13 protein-coding genes are annotated in these 16,161 nt (G+C 64.6%); 7 read left to right on the forward strand and 6 right to left on the reverse strand.

Annotation, left to right across the window (positions count from 1 at the left end):
- Window positions 1–108 precede the first annotated feature (108 nt).
- Together JQ558_RS35260 and JQ558_RS35265 are read left to right on the forward strand one after the other, a co-directional pair.
- Window positions 109–1,890, forward strand: a complete 1,782-nt coding sequence (locus tag JQ558_RS35260) for an acyl-CoA dehydrogenase (RefSeq protein ID WP_212296569.1) — start codon at window positions 109–111, stop codon at window positions 1,888–1,890.
- Between the two features lie 68 nt (window positions 1,891–1,958).
- Window positions 1,959–3,140 carry a MalY/PatB family protein gene (locus JQ558_RS35265; RefSeq protein WP_212296570.1) on the forward strand — a complete coding sequence of 394 codons (1,182 nt, stop codon included), beginning with the start codon at window positions 1,959–1,961 and terminating at the stop codon, window positions 3,138–3,140.
- Window positions 3,141–3,155: 15 nt separating this feature from the next.
- On the opposite strand, the gene JQ558_RS35270 is transcribed toward JQ558_RS35265, so the two are convergent.
- The 5 genes from JQ558_RS35270 to paoA all read right to left on the reverse strand — a co-directional run bounded on the left by JQ558_RS35270 (window position 3,156) and on the right by paoA (window position 8,841).
- Window positions 3,156–4,220 carry a hypothetical protein gene (locus JQ558_RS35270; RefSeq protein WP_212296571.1) on the reverse strand — a complete coding sequence of 355 codons (1,065 nt, stop codon included), beginning with the start codon at window positions 4,218–4,220 and terminating at the stop codon, window positions 3,156–3,158.
- 271 nt (window positions 4,221–4,491) lie between these two features.
- Window positions 4,492–4,887, reverse strand: coding sequence for a cupin domain-containing protein (locus JQ558_RS35275; protein ID WP_212276729.1), 396 nt, complete (start codon window positions 4,885–4,887; stop codon window positions 4,492–4,494).
- Window positions 4,888–5,020: 133 nt separating this feature from the next.
- On the reverse strand, window positions 5,021–7,228 hold the full coding sequence (paoC, locus tag JQ558_RS35280; RefSeq protein ID WP_212296572.1) for an aldehyde oxidoreductase molybdenum-binding subunit PaoC: 2,208 nt from the start codon (window positions 7,226–7,228) through the stop codon (window positions 5,021–5,023).
- A 3-nt stretch (window positions 7,229–7,231) separates the two neighbouring features.
- The gene (locus JQ558_RS35285; RefSeq protein ID WP_212296573.1) at window positions 7,232–8,182 is read right to left on the reverse strand and encodes a xanthine dehydrogenase family protein subunit M; all 951 of its coding nucleotides are present in this window, start codon (window positions 8,180–8,182) and stop codon (window positions 7,232–7,234) included.
- A complete protein-coding gene (paoA, locus tag JQ558_RS35290) occupies window positions 8,179–8,841 on the reverse strand; it encodes an aldehyde dehydrogenase iron-sulfur subunit PaoA (protein WP_212296574.1) in 663 nt (220 codons plus the stop codon). Before paoA ends, JQ558_RS35285 begins: the two co-directional genes overlap by 4 nt.
- A gap of 206 nt (window positions 8,842–9,047) precedes the next feature.
- Between paoA and JQ558_RS35295 the strand changes: the two genes are divergently transcribed.
- The 3 genes from JQ558_RS35295 (at window position 9,048) to JQ558_RS35305 (ending at window position 13,000) form a co-directional block, all read left to right on the forward strand.
- Complete coding sequence (locus JQ558_RS35295) at window positions 9,048–9,941, forward strand: LysR family transcriptional regulator (RefSeq protein WP_212296575.1); 894 nt, start codon at window positions 9,048–9,050, stop codon at window positions 9,939–9,941.
- A gap of 114 nt (window positions 9,942–10,055) precedes the next feature.
- Window positions 10,056–12,413: an Orn/Lys/Arg decarboxylase N-terminal domain-containing protein gene (locus JQ558_RS35300; protein ID WP_212296576.1), complete on the forward strand. Its 2,358-nt coding sequence runs from the start codon at window positions 10,056–10,058 to the stop codon at window positions 12,411–12,413.
- The gene (locus JQ558_RS35305) at window positions 12,410–13,000 is read left to right on the forward strand and encodes a GNAT family N-acetyltransferase (protein WP_212296577.1); all 591 of its coding nucleotides are present in this window, start codon (window positions 12,410–12,412) and stop codon (window positions 12,998–13,000) included. Before JQ558_RS35300 ends, JQ558_RS35305 begins: the two co-directional genes overlap by 4 nt.
- Before the next feature lie 108 nt (window positions 13,001–13,108).
- On the opposite strand, the gene JQ558_RS35310 is transcribed toward JQ558_RS35305, so the two are convergent.
- The gene (locus tag JQ558_RS35310; RefSeq protein ID WP_212296578.1) at window positions 13,109–14,107 is read right to left on the reverse strand and encodes an aldo/keto reductase; all 999 of its coding nucleotides are present in this window, start codon (window positions 14,105–14,107) and stop codon (window positions 13,109–13,111) included.
- Window positions 14,108–14,276: 169 nt separating this feature from the next.
- Here JQ558_RS35310 and JQ558_RS35315 point away from each other — a divergent pair, with 169 nt between their 5' ends.
- Both JQ558_RS35315 and JQ558_RS35320 read left to right on the forward strand, forming a co-directional pair.
- Complete coding sequence (locus tag JQ558_RS35315) at window positions 14,277–14,591, forward strand: EthD family reductase (RefSeq protein ID WP_212276692.1); 315 nt, start codon at window positions 14,277–14,279, stop codon at window positions 14,589–14,591.
- 442 nt (window positions 14,592–15,033) lie between these two features.
- The gene (locus JQ558_RS35320; protein ID WP_212296579.1) at window positions 15,034–15,750 is read left to right on the forward strand and encodes a type 1 glutamine amidotransferase; all 717 of its coding nucleotides are present in this window, start codon (window positions 15,034–15,036) and stop codon (window positions 15,748–15,750) included.
- The last annotated feature ends 411 nt before the right edge of the window (window positions 15,751–16,161 follow it).

Below are 16,161 nucleotides of genomic sequence, written 5' to 3' on the forward strand. Positions count from 1 at the left end.
CTCAAACCGCCCGCCTCGCCAGACCGGCCCTCCCGCCTATCGGAGAGTTGAGAGAAGGCCGGTTTCGTGGGAAGACGGCCCCCCGCTTTCCCGACTGAGGCGAGTAACATGACCTACCGCGCGCCGATCAACGACATCCTGCTTGCCCTCAACCATGGCGCCGGCCTCAAGGCCGCCGTAGAGGCCGGCCATTACGGCGACTTCGACGGCGATATTACCGCGGCCGTGCTGGAGGAAGCCGGCAAATTCGCTTCCGACGTGCTGGCGCCGTTGAACACCGTGGGCGACGAACACGGCATCAAGCTCGCCGACAACAAGGTGACCACCGCGCCCGGCTGGCCCGACGCCTATCAGCGCTGGACGGCGGCGGGATGGAACGCGGTGTCGGGCCCGGAAGCGTTCGGCGGCCAGGGCCTGCCGCTCGCGATCAACGCCGCCTGCACCGAAATCTGGAGCGCGTCGAACATCGCGTTCGGCCTCTGCCCATTGCTGACGCTGTCGGCGATCGAGGCGCTCGACGCCCATGGCAGCGAGGAGCTGAAAAAGATCTACCTGGAAAAACTGGTGTCGGGTGAATGGACCGGCACCATGCAGCTGACCGAACCCCAAGCGGGCTCCGACGTCGGCGCGCTGCGCACCCGCGCCGAGCGCGCCCCGGACGGCAGCTATCGCATCAAGGGCACGAAGATCTTCATCACCTATGGCGACCACGACATGACCGATAACATCGTTCATTTCGTGCTGGCCCGTTTGCCCGATGCGCCCGCGGGCACCAAGGGCATCTCGCTCTTTCTGATTCCAAAATTCCTCGTCAATGCCGACGGCTCGCTCGGCGCGCAGAACGACATCTATCCGAGCGGCGTCGAGCACAAGCTCGGCATGCATGCTTCGCCAACCTGCACCATGACGATGGGCGACAAGGGCGGCGCGATCGGCTATTTGATCGGCGAAGAAAACCGCGGCATGCTCTGCATGTTCACGATGATGAACCAGGCCCGCCTCGGCGTCGGCCTCGAGGGCGTCGGCATCGCCGACCGCGCCTATCAGCAGGCGCTGGCCTATGCGCAGGAGCGCCGCCAGGGCCGCGCCGTCGGCTCCAAGGGCGACGGGATGGACACGATCATCGTGCACCCGGACGTCAAGCGCATGCTGCTGCAGATGCGCAGCATGACGGCGGCCGCCCGCACCATCTGCTACGCCACCGCGGTCGCACTCGATGTCTCCGTGCGCGCCAAGGATGCCAAGGTGCGCAGCGATGCCGCTGCCCGCGGCGCGCTGCTGACGCCGATTGCAAAAGCCTTCTCCACCGATATCGGCAATGAGGTGGCTTATCTCGGCGTGCAGGTTCACGGCGGCATGGGCTTCATCGAGGAAACCGGCGCGGCCCAGCATTATCGCGACGCCCGCATCACCTCGATCTATGAGGGCACCAACGGCATCCAGTCGATCGACCTCGTGACGCGCAAACTCGCGGCCAATGGCGGCGCGTCGGCCTGGGCCCTGATCGACGAGCTCTCCGGCATCGTCAAGCAGGTCGAGCTATCGAACGATCCGGCCTTCGGCACCACGGGGGCAAAATTGCGCGACGCGCTCGGCTCGCTCGAACGCTCCAGCAAATGGTTGCTGGAGAAGGTTGCCTCCGCGCCGAACGACGCGCTCGCGGGGGCGACGCCCTACTTGCGGCTGTTCGGCTCGACGCTCGGCGGCTGCATGCTGGCCGGCGAGGCGCTCGCCGCCAAGAGCAATGGCGAGGCCGGCGATCCGCAGCGCTACGTCACGCTGGCGAGGTTCTTTGCCGAAAACATTTCGGTGCAGGCCACCTCGCTGGAGAAGACCGTCATCGACAGCGCCGACGCCGTCAACGGCGCAGATGCGGTGTTGCTGGCATAGCACATCCCACCACCCAACCAGGCGCATCAGGCGCCGCAAGAGCTACCAACGCAGGAGCCACTGTCCCGATGTTTGATTTCGATCGCGTTATTAATCGCCGCGGCACGCACGCGTCGAAATGGGACATGATGGCCAAGAATTCGGGGATCACGGCAGCGGACGGAATTCCGATGTGGGTCGCCGACATGGATTTTGCGGCGCCTCCCGGCGTCACGGAAGCACTGTCCACACTCGTTACCCGCGGCGTCCATGGCTATTATGCCGACACCGGCAGCTGGGCGGCAGCGCTCGCCGAATGGATGGCGCGCCGGCATGATCTCGCGATCGACCCGGCCTGGGTCAGCCCGACGCCCGGTGTCGTCTCGGGCCTCGGTCTGATCCTGCAGGCCGTCACCGAAGTGGGTGATGAGGTCGTGGTGTTTCCACCGGCCTATCATGCCTTCCGCAAGATCATTCTCGCCAATGAGCGACGCATCCTCGACGCGCAGCTGGTGCAGCGCCAGGGCCGTTACGAGATGGACCTCGATGCGCTGGGAAAACAACTCACGCCGAAAACCAAAATCGTCTTCTTCTGCAGCCCGCATAACCCGGGCGGCACCGTCTGGTCATCAGAGGAAATCCGCGCCCTCGCCGCCTTCTGCGCCGAACGCAATCTGATTCTGGTTTCCGACGAGATCCATTGCGACCTGCTGCTGGGCGGCGTCAAACACACGCCGACGCTGTCAGCCGCACCCGAGATCGCCGATCGCCTGATCACCTGCCTCGCCGCGACCAAGACTTTCAATTTAGCCGGCGCCCATGTCGGCGCCTGCGTCACGTCGAACCCGGTTTTGAAGCAGCGGATCGACGCGCGGATCGCGGCCAGCGGGCTCGCCTCCTACAACGCCTTCGGCATGATCGCGACCGAGGCGGCCTGGCGAACCGGCGAGGCCTGGCTCGATGCGCTGCTGCCCTATCTTGCCGGCAATCGCGATACGCTCACCGCACGAATAGAAAATGCCGCGCCGGGCGCACGTTCGATGCGGCTCGATGCAACCTATCTCGCCTGGGTCGATTTCTCCGGAACCGGATTGGCGGCTGCGGACGTGGCCGCGCGGGTCAAGGACCGGGCACGCATTTTTGCCAGCCCCGGCGAGCAGTTTGGGCCCGGCGGTGAAACCTGGCTGCGCTTCAACTTTGCCACGCCACGTCCGATTCTCAACGAGGCGCTTGATCGGCTGGACGACGCCTTTCGAGACCTCAGAGCTTAGGCTGCGGAAGCCGTCCTAACGCAGCGGCATCGGCGGCCGCGGCACCGACGCCAACTCCGGATCGCTCAGCGTTTCAGCGGTGGTTGGCGATTGCGCCTCAAGCTGTCGCGGCACGTAAGGTGCCGAAGTCGCTGACAACGGCGCGGCGGCGGCCGACGGCATGGCTTGCTGCCGGACCGGCCGTGGCGGCACGGGTGGCGGAGCCTGCGTCCGCGCCGGCGCTACCGCGGCGACTGGCCGCGACGGTTTTTTGGAAGGCGCGTTTTGCGCGGCAGATTTCTCCGCAACCATCGCCACGAGCTGCTGCTGGCTGGCCTTGAGCTGCTCGATGCTGGCCTTGAGCTGTTCGATCTCCCGGCTTGCGCTGGCCAGATCGCGCGCCATCGTGTCGAGCGATTGCGACTGATCAGGCGCGGCGGCGGCCGGCGGGGCTGCAGCGGCCGGCGCTGCTGTCGCAGCAACCTCCGCTGCAGCCGGCGCAGCAGCAGCTTGCGCTGCGGCTGGCGCCTGGGGCGCCGGTTGAGCCGGTGAAGTATTCGACGCATCGACATCAGCGGCAGCCAGAACCGGCTGCGCGGTGAGCCCGGTTTTTTCCGGCGCCTGCGACGATTTTTGTGCGAACAGCGGCGTCCATTCCGCGATTATCCGTTGAGCCGCCTCGGCATGGTAATGCCAGGCCATGGCGGCGCCGCCGATACAGCCCGCCAGCAGCAACGCCGTGACGGCACGCATCGCGCGCCTCGCCATCGACGACCTCGGCCGGCGGCGGCTCTTGATCAGCGCATCTTCGACGGCGGCGGCGCGAAACGTGATTTCATCGACGGCGGTTGCGCGAAACGTGGCGTCGACCGGCGGCACTGCTACTCCGGCCGGGAAGACCGGTTCGATGTGAGGCTGCGGACCCGAAGGCGCGCGCACGGCATCCGGCGCCAGGCTGGAAAACTCTTCCTCCGCGGGCGCCGCCTTGACGGGATCGGGTACGACCCTGACGGCATCGGCTGCGACCCTGATGGCATCGGGTGCGACCACAAGGATATCGTGCGGATCGTCGGTTGGCTTCGGTTTCTGCATCGATTGCATCGGCGCTCCGTACTCGATCCAATGTCGCCTGCGCCCCAAGTGCCTGTCTTAAGACTTTGCCTAAGACCCTGCCCAAGATTTCCCCAAGAGCGACCGGCGGATTTGCGTGAGATCGACGACTTCCAGCCCCCAGAATTCCCCACACGTCGTTCCCCTTACCTCATTCCGGTTTGACCAAAGCAAGGCAGCACGGTGGAGAGGTTGCGGCCGCGGGAACTCCACGCGGTTCCACGGACAGGGCGCACGGGTAAAACTCGGTCGGAGCTGCAGATCATCGCGCGTACTGTTCGTCGCTGACCTTTTCCATCCAGTCGACGGTCTTGCCGTCGAGCGCTTCCTGGATAGCCAGATGCGTCATCGCTGTCGTGGGCCCCGCGCCGTGCCAGTGCTTCTCGCCGGGCGGAAACCAGACCACGTCGCCGGGCCGGATCTCCTCGATCCGCCCGCCCCAATGCTGCACCAGGCCAAAACCTGACGTGACGATCAGGGTCTGTCCGAGCGGATGGGTGTGCCATGCGGTGCGCGCGCCGGGCTCGAAGGTGACGCTGGCGCCAACCGCGCGCGCCGGCTCGGTCGCTTTGAACAGCGGATCGACGCGGACGGTACCGGTGAAATAATCTGGAGGTCCCTTGCCGGACGGCTGCGAGCCGCTTCGTTTGATGTCCATGGTTCTGGTCTTTCGTGGTGTGGCTGCCGTCGTTGCGGCGGCAGCACCCGCTGCCAGCACGGCGAGGCCGCCACTGCTGGCTGCAAGCACATGTCTGCGCGTGATCATCGCAGGCTGTGAGCGGGATTGACGCTCATCCCACTTCCGGCAGCCGCGGCAACAGCTTGTCGAGCGTGATCGGATAGTCACGCACCCGCACGCCTGACGCGTTGTAGATCGCGTTGGCGACGGCGGCGGCGACGCCGCAAATGCCGAGTTCGGCGATGCCCTTGGCCTTCATCGGCGACGACATCGGATCGGTCTCGTCGAGGAAAATCACGTCCTGGTGCGGGATGTCGGCATGAACAGGCACTTCATAGCCGGCGAGATCATGATTGACAAAGAAGCCATGGCGCTTGTCGACCACGAGTTCTTCCATCAACGCGGCACCAACTCCCATCGACATCGCGCCGATTACCTGGCTGCGCGCCGTCTTCGGATTGAGGATGCGGCCGGCGGCGCACACCGCCAGCATGCGCCGCACGCGAATCTCGGCAGTCGCTGTATCGACGCCGACCTCGACGAAGTGCGCGCCGAAGGTCGATTGCTGATGCTTCTTGGCGAGCTCGCCATCATATTCGATGCCGTCCTCGGCCGCGAGCGCGCCGCCACCGGCGGCCTGCGCCAGCGGCACGCTGCGATTGCCCGATTTGACCTGGCCGTCGGCAAATACTGCTTCGGCGGAATTGAAGCCGAGCTTTTGCGCCACGGCCTCGCGCAACTTGATGCAGGCCGCATAGACGCCGGCCGTCGAATTGTTGCCGCCCCATTGCCCGCCCGACCCGGCCGACACCGGGAAGCTCGAATCGCCGAGATGCACCGCCACCTTCTCGATCGGAACGCCCATCATCTCGGCGGCGGTCTGCGCGATGATCGTATAGCTGCCGGTGCCGATATCGGTCATGTCGGTCTCGACCGTGACGACGCCGCTGTTGTCGAGCCGGACCCGCGCCGCCGATTTCGTCAGCAAGTTGTTGCGGAACGCCGCGGCGACACCGGTGCCAACCAGCCAGCGGCCGTCGCGCACCCTGCCCGGTTGCGCGCTGCGCTTGCTCCAGCCGAAGCGCTCGGCGCCGGTGCGCAGGCATTCGATGAGCCGGCGCTGCGAGAACGGCCGCTCCGGCTTTTCCGGATCAACCTGCGTGTCGTTGAGAATGCGCAGTTCGACCGGATCGAGCCCGAGCTTCTCCGCCATCTCGTCCATGGCGATCTCCAGCGCCATCATGCCCGTGGCCTCGCCCGGCGCGCGCATCGCATTGCCTTCCGGCAGATCGAGTACCGCCAGCCGCGTCGTGGTCATGCGATCGGCGCCGGCATAGAGCAGCCGTGTCTGGCTCACTGCGCCGTCGGCCTTGCCGCCGGGCAGATCGCCGGACCAGCTCTCGTGACCGATCGCCGTGATCTTGCCCTCCCTGGTCGCGCCAATTCGGATGCGCTGGATCGTCGCGGGACGGTGCGTGGTGTTGTTGAACATCAGGGGACGCTGCAGCGCCACCTTGACCGGCCGGCCGGCCGCGCGTGCACCAAGCGCAGCGAGCAGCGCGTCAGCGCGCGGAAACAGCTTGCCGCCGAAGCCACCGCCGATATACGGCGAAATCAGGCGAACCTTTTCTTTCGGGATGTTCAGCGTCTTGGCGATGTCAGCCACGTTCCAGGCGATCATCTGGTTCGAAGTCCAGAGCGTCAGCCTGTCGCCGTCCCAGGCGGCCATCGAGGCATGCGGCTCCATCATCGCATGCGCTTCGTCTGGCGTGGTGTAGGTGGCGTCGAGCTGGACCGGCGCCGCGGCGAAGGCCGGGGCGAAATTGCCGACCGCGGTGTCGGCGGGACCGCCCGTGATTTTCTCAGGCTTGGCTGATTCCATCAATTTCGAGAGGTCGAACGCACCCTTGTCGCTGATATAATCGACGCGGACCAGTTGCGCGGCCGCGCGCGCCTGCTCAAACGTTTCCGCAATCACCACCGCGATGGCCTGGTGATAGTGCTGAATCTCAGGCCCGCCCAGCAATTTAGCGGTATTGAGACTTCCCTTCTCGAGCTTGCCGGCATTCTCAGCCGTGACGATGGCGAGCACACCCGACGCGGCCTTGGCCGCGGTCAGATCAATCGACTTGATGCGGCCCTTGGCGATCGCAGAACCGACGATGTAGCCATAGGCCGGGTTCGGTGCCGCGTCGTGCCATTCATAGGCGTAGGTCGCGGTTCCCGTGGTCTTGCGTGGACCGTCGATACGGCTGACGGGTTGGCCGATCACCTTGAGCTGGTCGATCGGATTTGATGTGGCCGGGGAATCGAATTTCATGGCTCAGCCTCTCGCCTCTGTCAGCACCGCGGCGAGCGTGCGCTCGGCCAGCGTCAGCTTGAATGCGTTCTCACGGGTCGGCTTGGCGTCGCCGAGCAATTGCGCGACGGTGGCCCGCGCCCCGCGCGGCAGCGCGGCTTCCGCCGCCTCGACGCGCCATGGCTTGTGCGCGACGCCGCCGAGCGCGACGTGCCCCGAGCCGTCGCGCTGCACGATGGCGGCGACCGAAACCAGCGCGAACGCATAGGACGCGCGGTCGCGCACCTTGCGATAGATCTGCTTGCCGCCGACCGGTTTCGGCAACGTCACGGCGGTGATCAGCTCACCCGGCGCCAGTGCGGTTTCGATTTGCGGCGTATCGCCGGGCAGCCGGTGGAAGTCCGCGATCGGGATGGTTCGCACGGCGCCGTCAGGACGCACCGTTTCCACGGTGGCGTCGAGCGCGCGCATCGCAACCGCCATGTCGCTCGGGTGCGTCGCGATGCAGAAATCGCTGGCGCCGATCACGGCGTGCTGACGGCTGAACCCGCCGATCGCCGAACAGCCGCTGCCGGGCTGGCGTTTGTTGCAGGGCTGGTTGGTGTCGTAGAAATAAGGACAGCGCGTCCGCTGCAGCAGATTGCCCGCGGTCGTTGCCCTGTTACGCAACTGGCCCGAGGCGCCGGCGAGCAGCGCGCGCGAGAGCACGCCGTAATCGCGCCGTACCCGCTCGTCGGCGGCAAGATCGGTGTTGCGCACCACCGCGCCGATGCGCAGGCCGCCGTCCGGCGTCGGCTCGACCTTGTCGAGCCCAAGGCGGTTGACGTCGATCAGATGCGACGGCGTCTCGATTTCGAGCTTCATCAGATCGAGCAGATTGGTGCCGCCGGCGATGAACTTGGCGTGGGGAGTGTGCACGGCAGCGGCGGCGGCCGCGATGGGCGAGGTGACGCGTTGATAGGTAAAGGATTTCATGCCTTGCTCCCGGCAACTTCAGTGACCGCATCGACGATGTTGGAATAGGCCGCGCAACGGCAGATATTGCCGCTCATCCGCTCGCGCAGCTCGAGGGCCGAAAATTGCGGCGCCGCCGTCAGGTCGGCGCTGACATGGCTGGGAATGCCGGCCTTGATCTCGTCGAGCACCGCGATCGCCGAGCAGATCTGCCCGGGCGTGCAATAGCCGCATTGATAGCCGTCATGCTTGACGAACGCCGCCTGCATCGGATGCATGTTGTCAGGCGTACCCAATCCCTCGATGGTGGTGACGCTCTCGCCCTCGTGCATCACAGCCAGCGTCAGGCATGAATTGATCCTGCGCCCGCCGACGATCACCGTGCACGCGCCGCACTGGCCGTGATCGCAGCCCTTCTTGGTGCCGGTGAAATGCAGATTCTCGCGCAACGCATCGAGAAGCGTGGTCCGCGTGTCGACCTCGAGCTCGCGCACCTGGCCGTTCACGTTGAAGGAAACTTTGGACATCACGGGCGCTCCGGGAACCGCAGGCTTCAGGGCGACATCGGCCTTGGCCACAAAGGTCGACGTCGTGACCCCGAGGGCCGGCGCCGTGAGAGACGCGGCGCCGACGATCAACAGGTCGCGCCGAGAGAATCTGAAATCACCGGGGCTTCGCATGCCATAAATCCTTTTGCCGCTTCGTTCGATTGCGTCCCGCCCACCAACGCCGACCATGATCCATGGTTGCTAACGCCGATCATGATCGTGGGTTGCGCGCCGCCCGCCCGGGCAGGTAACGAGCTCGTGCCTTCGGGCATTTAGGGAGTGCGGCGAGTTTCGATTAGGCCTATTAATCCGCATACACTTATGAGTCTGGCTCAATAATGCTCGGGAAAAACACGCACGATCTCATGGCGTTCCTCACGGTTGCGCGAGAACGCAGTTTTACGCGGGCGGCAGCACAGCTCGGGGTTTCGCAATCGGCGCTCAGTCACACCATTCGTGGCCTGGAGGAACGGCTCGGCTTGCGCTTGCTCACCCGCACCACGCGCAGCGTGGCGCCGACCGAAGCCGGCGAGCGGCTGATCCGAACCGTCGGACCAAAATTTGAGCAGATCGACTCGGAACTATCGGCGTTGACCGAATTGCGGGAAAAACCCGCCGGCACCATCCGGATCACGGCCGGCGAACATGCCGCGCAGGCCATTCTTTGGCCGGCGCTCACGACGCTGCTGCCGAATTATCCCGACATCAAGGTCGAACTGATCATCGACTACGGCCTCACCGATATCGTCGCCGAGCGATACGATGCCGGCGTCCGTCTCGGCGAGCAGGTTGCCAAGGACATGATCGCGGTACGGATCGGACCGGACTTCTGCATGGCGGTGGTCGGCGCACCCGCTTATTTCGAACGCAAGCCGGTGCCGAAGAAACCGCAGGATCTCACTGCGCACGACTGCATCAACATCCGCCTGCCGACCTATGGCGGAATCTACGCCTGGGAATTCGAGAAACGCGGCCGTGAACTGAGGGTGCGAGTCGATGGTCCCTTGGTGTTCAACAACATCGCGCTGCGCATGAACGCGGTCATGGCGGGGCACGGCCTCGCCTATCTGCCCGAAGACCAGGTGAAGCCGCACCTTGCCGACGGGCGGCTGGTCCGCGTGCTCGACGACTGGTGCGCGCCGTTTCCGGGCTATCACCTCTATTACCCGAGCCGCCGCCAGCAGTCGCCGGCGTTTACGGTGCTGGTGGAGGCGTTGCGATACCGGGGCTGAAGGGCAGCCCCTCGATCGAGCGGCAGAGTTTTGGGAGGCCGGCCGGAACCCATCCGTCATCCAGATGTCATCGAATGCGCCAACAGCTTGCTGGACACACACTCGAGGACCCCGATGGACTATTTCCGACGCTTCACCTTTCTGTTCGCCGCGCCCGTCTTTGATACCGACGATCTCGAAGGCCTCCGTTTCAATCAGATCATCACCGAGATCGAGCGCTCCGGCTTCGAAGTGGTCCGGGCGCGCAGGCTGGAGGATGCGGAAATCGCGGTTCAGACCGATGCCGCGATCGGCTGCATGGTGGTCGACTGGGGTAAAAAGGGCCTCGAGGGCAAGACCATGGCCCTGATCAATCTGATGCGCCGGCGCGGCCTCGATTTTCCGATCATCCTCCTGATCCGCCGCAAGCGGTTCGAGGACCTGCCGGTCGAGGTGCTGGATTTCATCGACGGCTATGTCTTCCTGTCCGAGGAAACGCCGCCCTTCATCGCCAAGAACCTGATCAGCCGGCTGAAGCAATATGCCGAAACCCTGAAGACGCCGTTCTTCGGCGCGCTGGTCGACTATGCCGAAGAGGGCAACCAGCTATGGACCTGCCCGGGCCACAATGGCGGCGTGTTTTACAGCCGCAGCCCGATCGGCCGGGTGTTCGTCGAACATCTCGGCGAAGCTGTCTTTCGTGACGACCTCGACAATTCCGTGCTCGACCTCGGCGATCTCCTCACTCATGAGGGCCCGGCGCTGAAGGCGCAAAAGGAAGCGGCGCAAATCTTCGGCGCCGAAAAGACCTATTTCGTGCTCAACGGCACCTCGACCTCCAACAAGGTGGTGCTGGGCGCGCTCGTCACCGACGGCGATCTCGTGCTGTTCGACCGCAACAACCACAAGGCCGCGCATCACGGCGCGCTGATGATGGCCGGCGGCATCCCGGTCTACATCCCCACCGTCCGCAACGCCTGGGGCCTGATCGGCCCGATGCGCTGGGACGCGATCGATGAAACCGCGCTTCGCGAACGCATCCGCAGCCATCCGCTGGTCAAGGATCCGGAAGCCTGGCGCAAGCCGCGCCCGTTCCGCGTCGCCGTGGTCGAGCAGTGCACCTACGACGGCACCATCCACAGCGCCGAGATGATCCTCAAAGCCATCGGCCACCTCTGCGACTACATCCTGTTCGACGAGGCCTGGGCCGGCTTCATGAAATTTCATCCGCTCTATGCCGGCCGTTTCGCAATGGGGCTGTCCGGTCTCGGTCCCGACGCGCCGGGCATTATCGCGACCCAGTCGACCCACAAACAGCTGGCGAGTTTCTCGCAGGCCTCGCAGATCCACATCAAGGACCGCCACATCACCGGGCAGAAGCGCCGCATCGAGCATCGGCGCTTCAACGAGAGTTTTATGCAGCACGCCTCGACCTCGCCGTTCTATCCGATCTTCGCCTCGCTCGATGTCGGCGCGCAGATGATGAAGGGCCGCTCCGGCGAGGTGCTGTGGGACGACACGATCCGGCTCGGCATCGAACTGCGCAAGAAGATGCGCGCGGTCCGCCGCGAATTCGAGGAAAAGGAGGCGCGGCCCGAACGCCGCTGGTTCTTCGAGCCGTTCGTGCCCGACCGCGTCGCAATCCCGGACGTCTCCCGCGCGGGCGCCGTGCACAATGTGGCCTGGGAGACCATCTCCACCGACATGCTGGTCACCGACCCCGTTTATTGGCAGCTTTCGCCGGACGCCCGCTGGCACGGTTTTCCCGATCTGACCGCGGGCTTTGCCATGACCGACCCAAACAAGCTGACGGTTCTGACACCCGGCTTCGACCACGCCACCGGCCGCTATGCCGAGCACGGCATTCCCGCCCCCGTCGTCGCGCAATATTTGCGCGAGAACCGCATCGTGCCGGAAAAGAACGACCTCAATTCGCTGCTGTTCCTGCTTACCCCCGGCGTCGAGGCCAGCAAGGCCGGCACCTTGATCTCGGGCCTCGTCGCCTTCAAGAAACTGCACGACGACAACGCGCTGCTGGAAGAGGTGATTCCGGAATTCCATCAGCGCCGGCCGAAGCGCTATGCCGGCGTCCGCCTGCGCGATCTCTGCGCCGGCATGCACGGCTTCTTCCGCGAAGCCGGCGTCAGCGCGCTGCAGGCGAAGCAATTCCTCGCAGAGCATCTGCCCGACATCGCAATGTCGCCGCGCGACGCCGCGCGCTATCTGGTGCGCAACGACGTCGACTACCTGCCGATCGACGCCATCGCCGGCCGCATTGCCACGACGCCGTTCGTGGTCTATCCCCCCGGCATCGCCACCATCGTGCCGGGCGAACGATTGACCGAACGGGCGCAGCCGATGATCGACTACCTCAAAATGTTCGAAACCTGCTTCAACACCTTCCCCGGCTTCGACGTCGAGATTCAGGGCGTCTACAAGGAAGTCGATCCGTCCGGCCGCATCCGGCTGCATACTTATGTGGTCTGCGAATGAACCGGCCCGTCGAAACAACAGACCCGGCCGTGACCGACCAGCCGCCGGTGCTGGTCCGACCCTCGCGCGACGGCGATGTCGAGGCGATGCTGGCGATCTATCGGCATCATATCCGCCGCGGCGTCGAGGAAAGCGTCGACGACAGCGGCACCCCGGAGCCCGAGGATCTGCGCGACCGGCGCAAGAACCTCCGCAGCCAGCGCCTGCCGCACCTGGTGGCTGTTTGCGGCGGCGAGGTGGTTGGCTACGCTTACGTCGTGCTGTTTCGCAAGCGGCCGGCCTATCGCTACGCGGTCAAGCATTCGATCTATGTGCATCGCGAGCATCAGGGACGCGGCGTCGGACGGCTGTTGTTGCAGGAGCTGATCGACGTCTGCGCCGCAGCCGGGTTCCGGCAGATGATCGGCTATATCGATTCCGACAATACGGCGTCGCTTGCGCTGCACGAAAGGTACGGCTTTGCCCGCGCCGGCCTGCTGCCGGGCGTCGCCTATCGCTACGGCCGCTGGGCCGACACCGTCATGGTGCAACGTTCGCTTGCCGCCGGCTCAACCGCACCGCCGCTGATTTCCAGCCCGGGCCGGTGAGCAAGCGGCGTGGCGTAGGGTGGGTAGAGCGAAGCGAAACCCACCATCGCACCCACGCACAAAGGCGATGGGTTTCGCTTGCGCTCTACCCATCCTACGCGTCGCCATTCACCGCGCCTCGCCGGAGAACGCCTGCCGCAATGTCGCCAGCCGTTCGAGCGCCGCCTGCGGCAATGGCCCCTTCTCAACCGCGGCGAATGCGCCCTCGAACTCCTGCGGCGTCGCCATGCCGACCAGGATAGTGCCCATCGCCGGATGCGACAGCGCAAACCGCGTCGCAGCTTCGGTCAGGCTGGAAGCAGACCCCTCCTCCACCAGCGGCATCAGACGGCGGGCGCGCTCGATATCGGCGTCATAGCTCATGCTTGAGCCGATCGGCTCGGGCGCCGGGCTTGCAATCGGGTGACGCGCGGCCGAGCCCGAGAGGGCGCCGCCGGCCAGCACGCGGATGCCGACGACGCCAACGCCGGCAGCGCGCGTGTGATCGAACAGCCGCGCATAATCCTGCGCCGGATAATTTTTCGGCAGTTCTTCGGCGGCGGATGGATTGAGCATGTTGTAGACGATTTGCGCGCTGTCGAAGACGCCGGCATCGACCACCTGATGCAGCGCCGCGGTGTCGCCGACCGCCGAAATCCCCAAATATCGAATCTTGCCCTGCTGACGCAGCCGCTCGAACGCCGGCACCACCTCGTCCAGCACCTGCCGCGCGCTCAGCGCCGATCCGCCGCCTGAAACGGTAATCGGATTGTGCAGGTGAAAGATGTCGACGTGCTCAAGACCCAGTCGCGCCAGACTGCCTTCGAGCGACGTGGTAATGGCGTCGGCAATGCGACCGAACGCATCGGGCGCTATTCGAACCTTGGTGCCGACGATCGCGTTGGCCGGCTTCAGCTTGTGCAAGACACGGCCAAGGTTCCTTTCCGACTGGCCGTCGCCGTACAGCACCGCGGTGTCGAAATAATTCACGCCGACATCGAGCGCCCGCGCGACGGCGCGCTCCTGATCGGCCGGATCGCCGCGCACCATCACGCCGCCGACGGCGCCGCACCCAAAGCCCAGCACCGAGAGCTGCATTCCCGTGCGCCCAAAAACCCGCAATTGCATCGCTGTTCCTCCACCTGCTCGCACAATACTCCAAATTTGTGTCGCCGGGGTAGTTTGCGGCCAATGCAACTGCAACCCGGTGTTTCGGAGTTGCGGGATCGGCAAAACTGACGCACAGTTTGGCTCCGTGCCGGAAATCAACCGGCGAATATCAAACGAGGAGCACGCCATGATCAAGGTAAGCGTTATGTATCCGAACACGCCGGGGGCGCGCTTCGATCACGATTATTACCGCGACAAACACATGCCGCTCGTCAAGGCGCGCATGGGCGATGCCTGCAAATCCTACACGGTGGACAAGGGCATCGGCGGCGGCGCACCCGGTGCGCCCGCGACCTATGTCGGGATGTGTCACATCTTCGCCGACTCGGTGGAGTCGTTCCAGGCCGGCTTCGGGCCTCACGCCAAGGAGATCATGGGCGACATCAAGAACTATACCGACATCGCCCCGGTCATGCAGATCAGCGAAGTCGTCGTCGGCTGACGGCGGCTGCGTCGCTGCGTGGGGTGGGTCAGGTGACTTGTCCGCCATAGCTCGCAAAGAGAAGGCGTAAGCCGTAACCCACCGCCGACGCGAATACGAACAGCGGTGGGTTACGCGGAGTTTATCACCGGGCCGCGCGTTGCGCGGATCCGGTGGCAACCCACCCCAAGCATTAACCTTATCTTTGCCTGGTCAAGCGCTGAAGCATGTGATGGGAAAGCCAATTCGGACTACCCCCAAAGAAGCGGGTTCGTTCCACGATGTCTGTTGCGGAAACCCCGAAATCTCGGCATCATTTTCAAAAGCTGCCGGACATCGCCCCCCTGACAAAATCCTGGCCGCGAACCCCAAGAAGCCGCGTCGGGCCTCAGCTCTTTCCCCAAGGAGCTGAGGCTCTTTCATGTTGTGGTGCCTTTATGCTTTGGTGCCCTGGAAAACATTCATGCCGAAAATCACGATCATCGAAACCGGCGTCATTTCGCCTGCCAATCGCGCGCGGCACGGCTCCTTCCCCCAGATGTTCGAACGGCTGCTTGGCGAGGCGGATGCCTCGGCGAGCTTTGCGACGGTCCGGCTTGCTGACGGCGAAGCGTTGCCCGATCCCGCCGGCCTCGAAGCCATTCTGCTCACGGGATCGCCAGCCGGCGTCTACGACGATCTCGACTGGATCGCACCGCTCGAGCGCTTTGTACGCGCGGCATATGAGGCGAGAATTCCAATGGCCGGAATCTGCTTCGGCCATCAATTGATCGCGCAGGCGCTCGGCGGAACGGTGCGCAAATCGGAAAAGGGCTGGGGCATCGGGCGTCACGTCTATGACGTCGTGCCCGGCAACGGCGTGATCGAGGGCGATAGAATCGCAATTCCCGCCTCACATCAGGACCAGGTCATCACGCCACCCACGGGGGCAACAACCATATTCCATTCGCAGCTCACGCCGCACGCGGGCCTTCTCTATGCGAACGGCGTAACGCTATCGGTGCAGCCGCATCCCGAATTCACCACGGCCTTTGCGCATTTCTGTTGCGAAAAAGCCGGTCAGAACAACGCTCCCGAACCGTTGGTCGCGGCGGCCAAGGCTTCGCTCGAGCAGCCCCTCGACAGCGCCGACCTCGGCCGTGCCATCGCGCGTTTTCTGGCGAGGCCGCGTACAGCGTGATCGATTTCGTGCGGCTGTTAGCGCAGTAAGCGTAGTGCGTGGGATGGGTAGAGCGAAGCGAAACCCATCGCACAAGCGCAAACCGGAATTGATGGGTATCGCTATCGCTCCACCCATCCTACGAGCTGCTCAGGAACAACCGCCCGGGACACAAGGGGCGTTGGCCATCGTCACGACGAGGGGCGGGTTGCGGTGGACGCTGACGTTGCGATTGACGGTCGCGGCTGAGGCGTACGGCGAAAGCGTGTGGTCCTGGCGCCCGTAACGGCGTCAAGCTCTGAAGAAGCTAACGCTTCCGAGGGGTGACGGTGGCAATAGAGGCCGTCTCACCGGGGAGAGCGCGTCATAAGCCGTAAAGCCATTGCGCAGGGAATGTCGGATGCTCTCCGCTGCCCTGTATGCTCATGTGCA

The organism is Bradyrhizobium sp. AUGA SZCCT0160 (assembly GCF_018130105.1).
Taxonomy (GTDB): domain Bacteria; phylum Pseudomonadota; class Alphaproteobacteria; order Rhizobiales; family Xanthobacteraceae; genus Bradyrhizobium.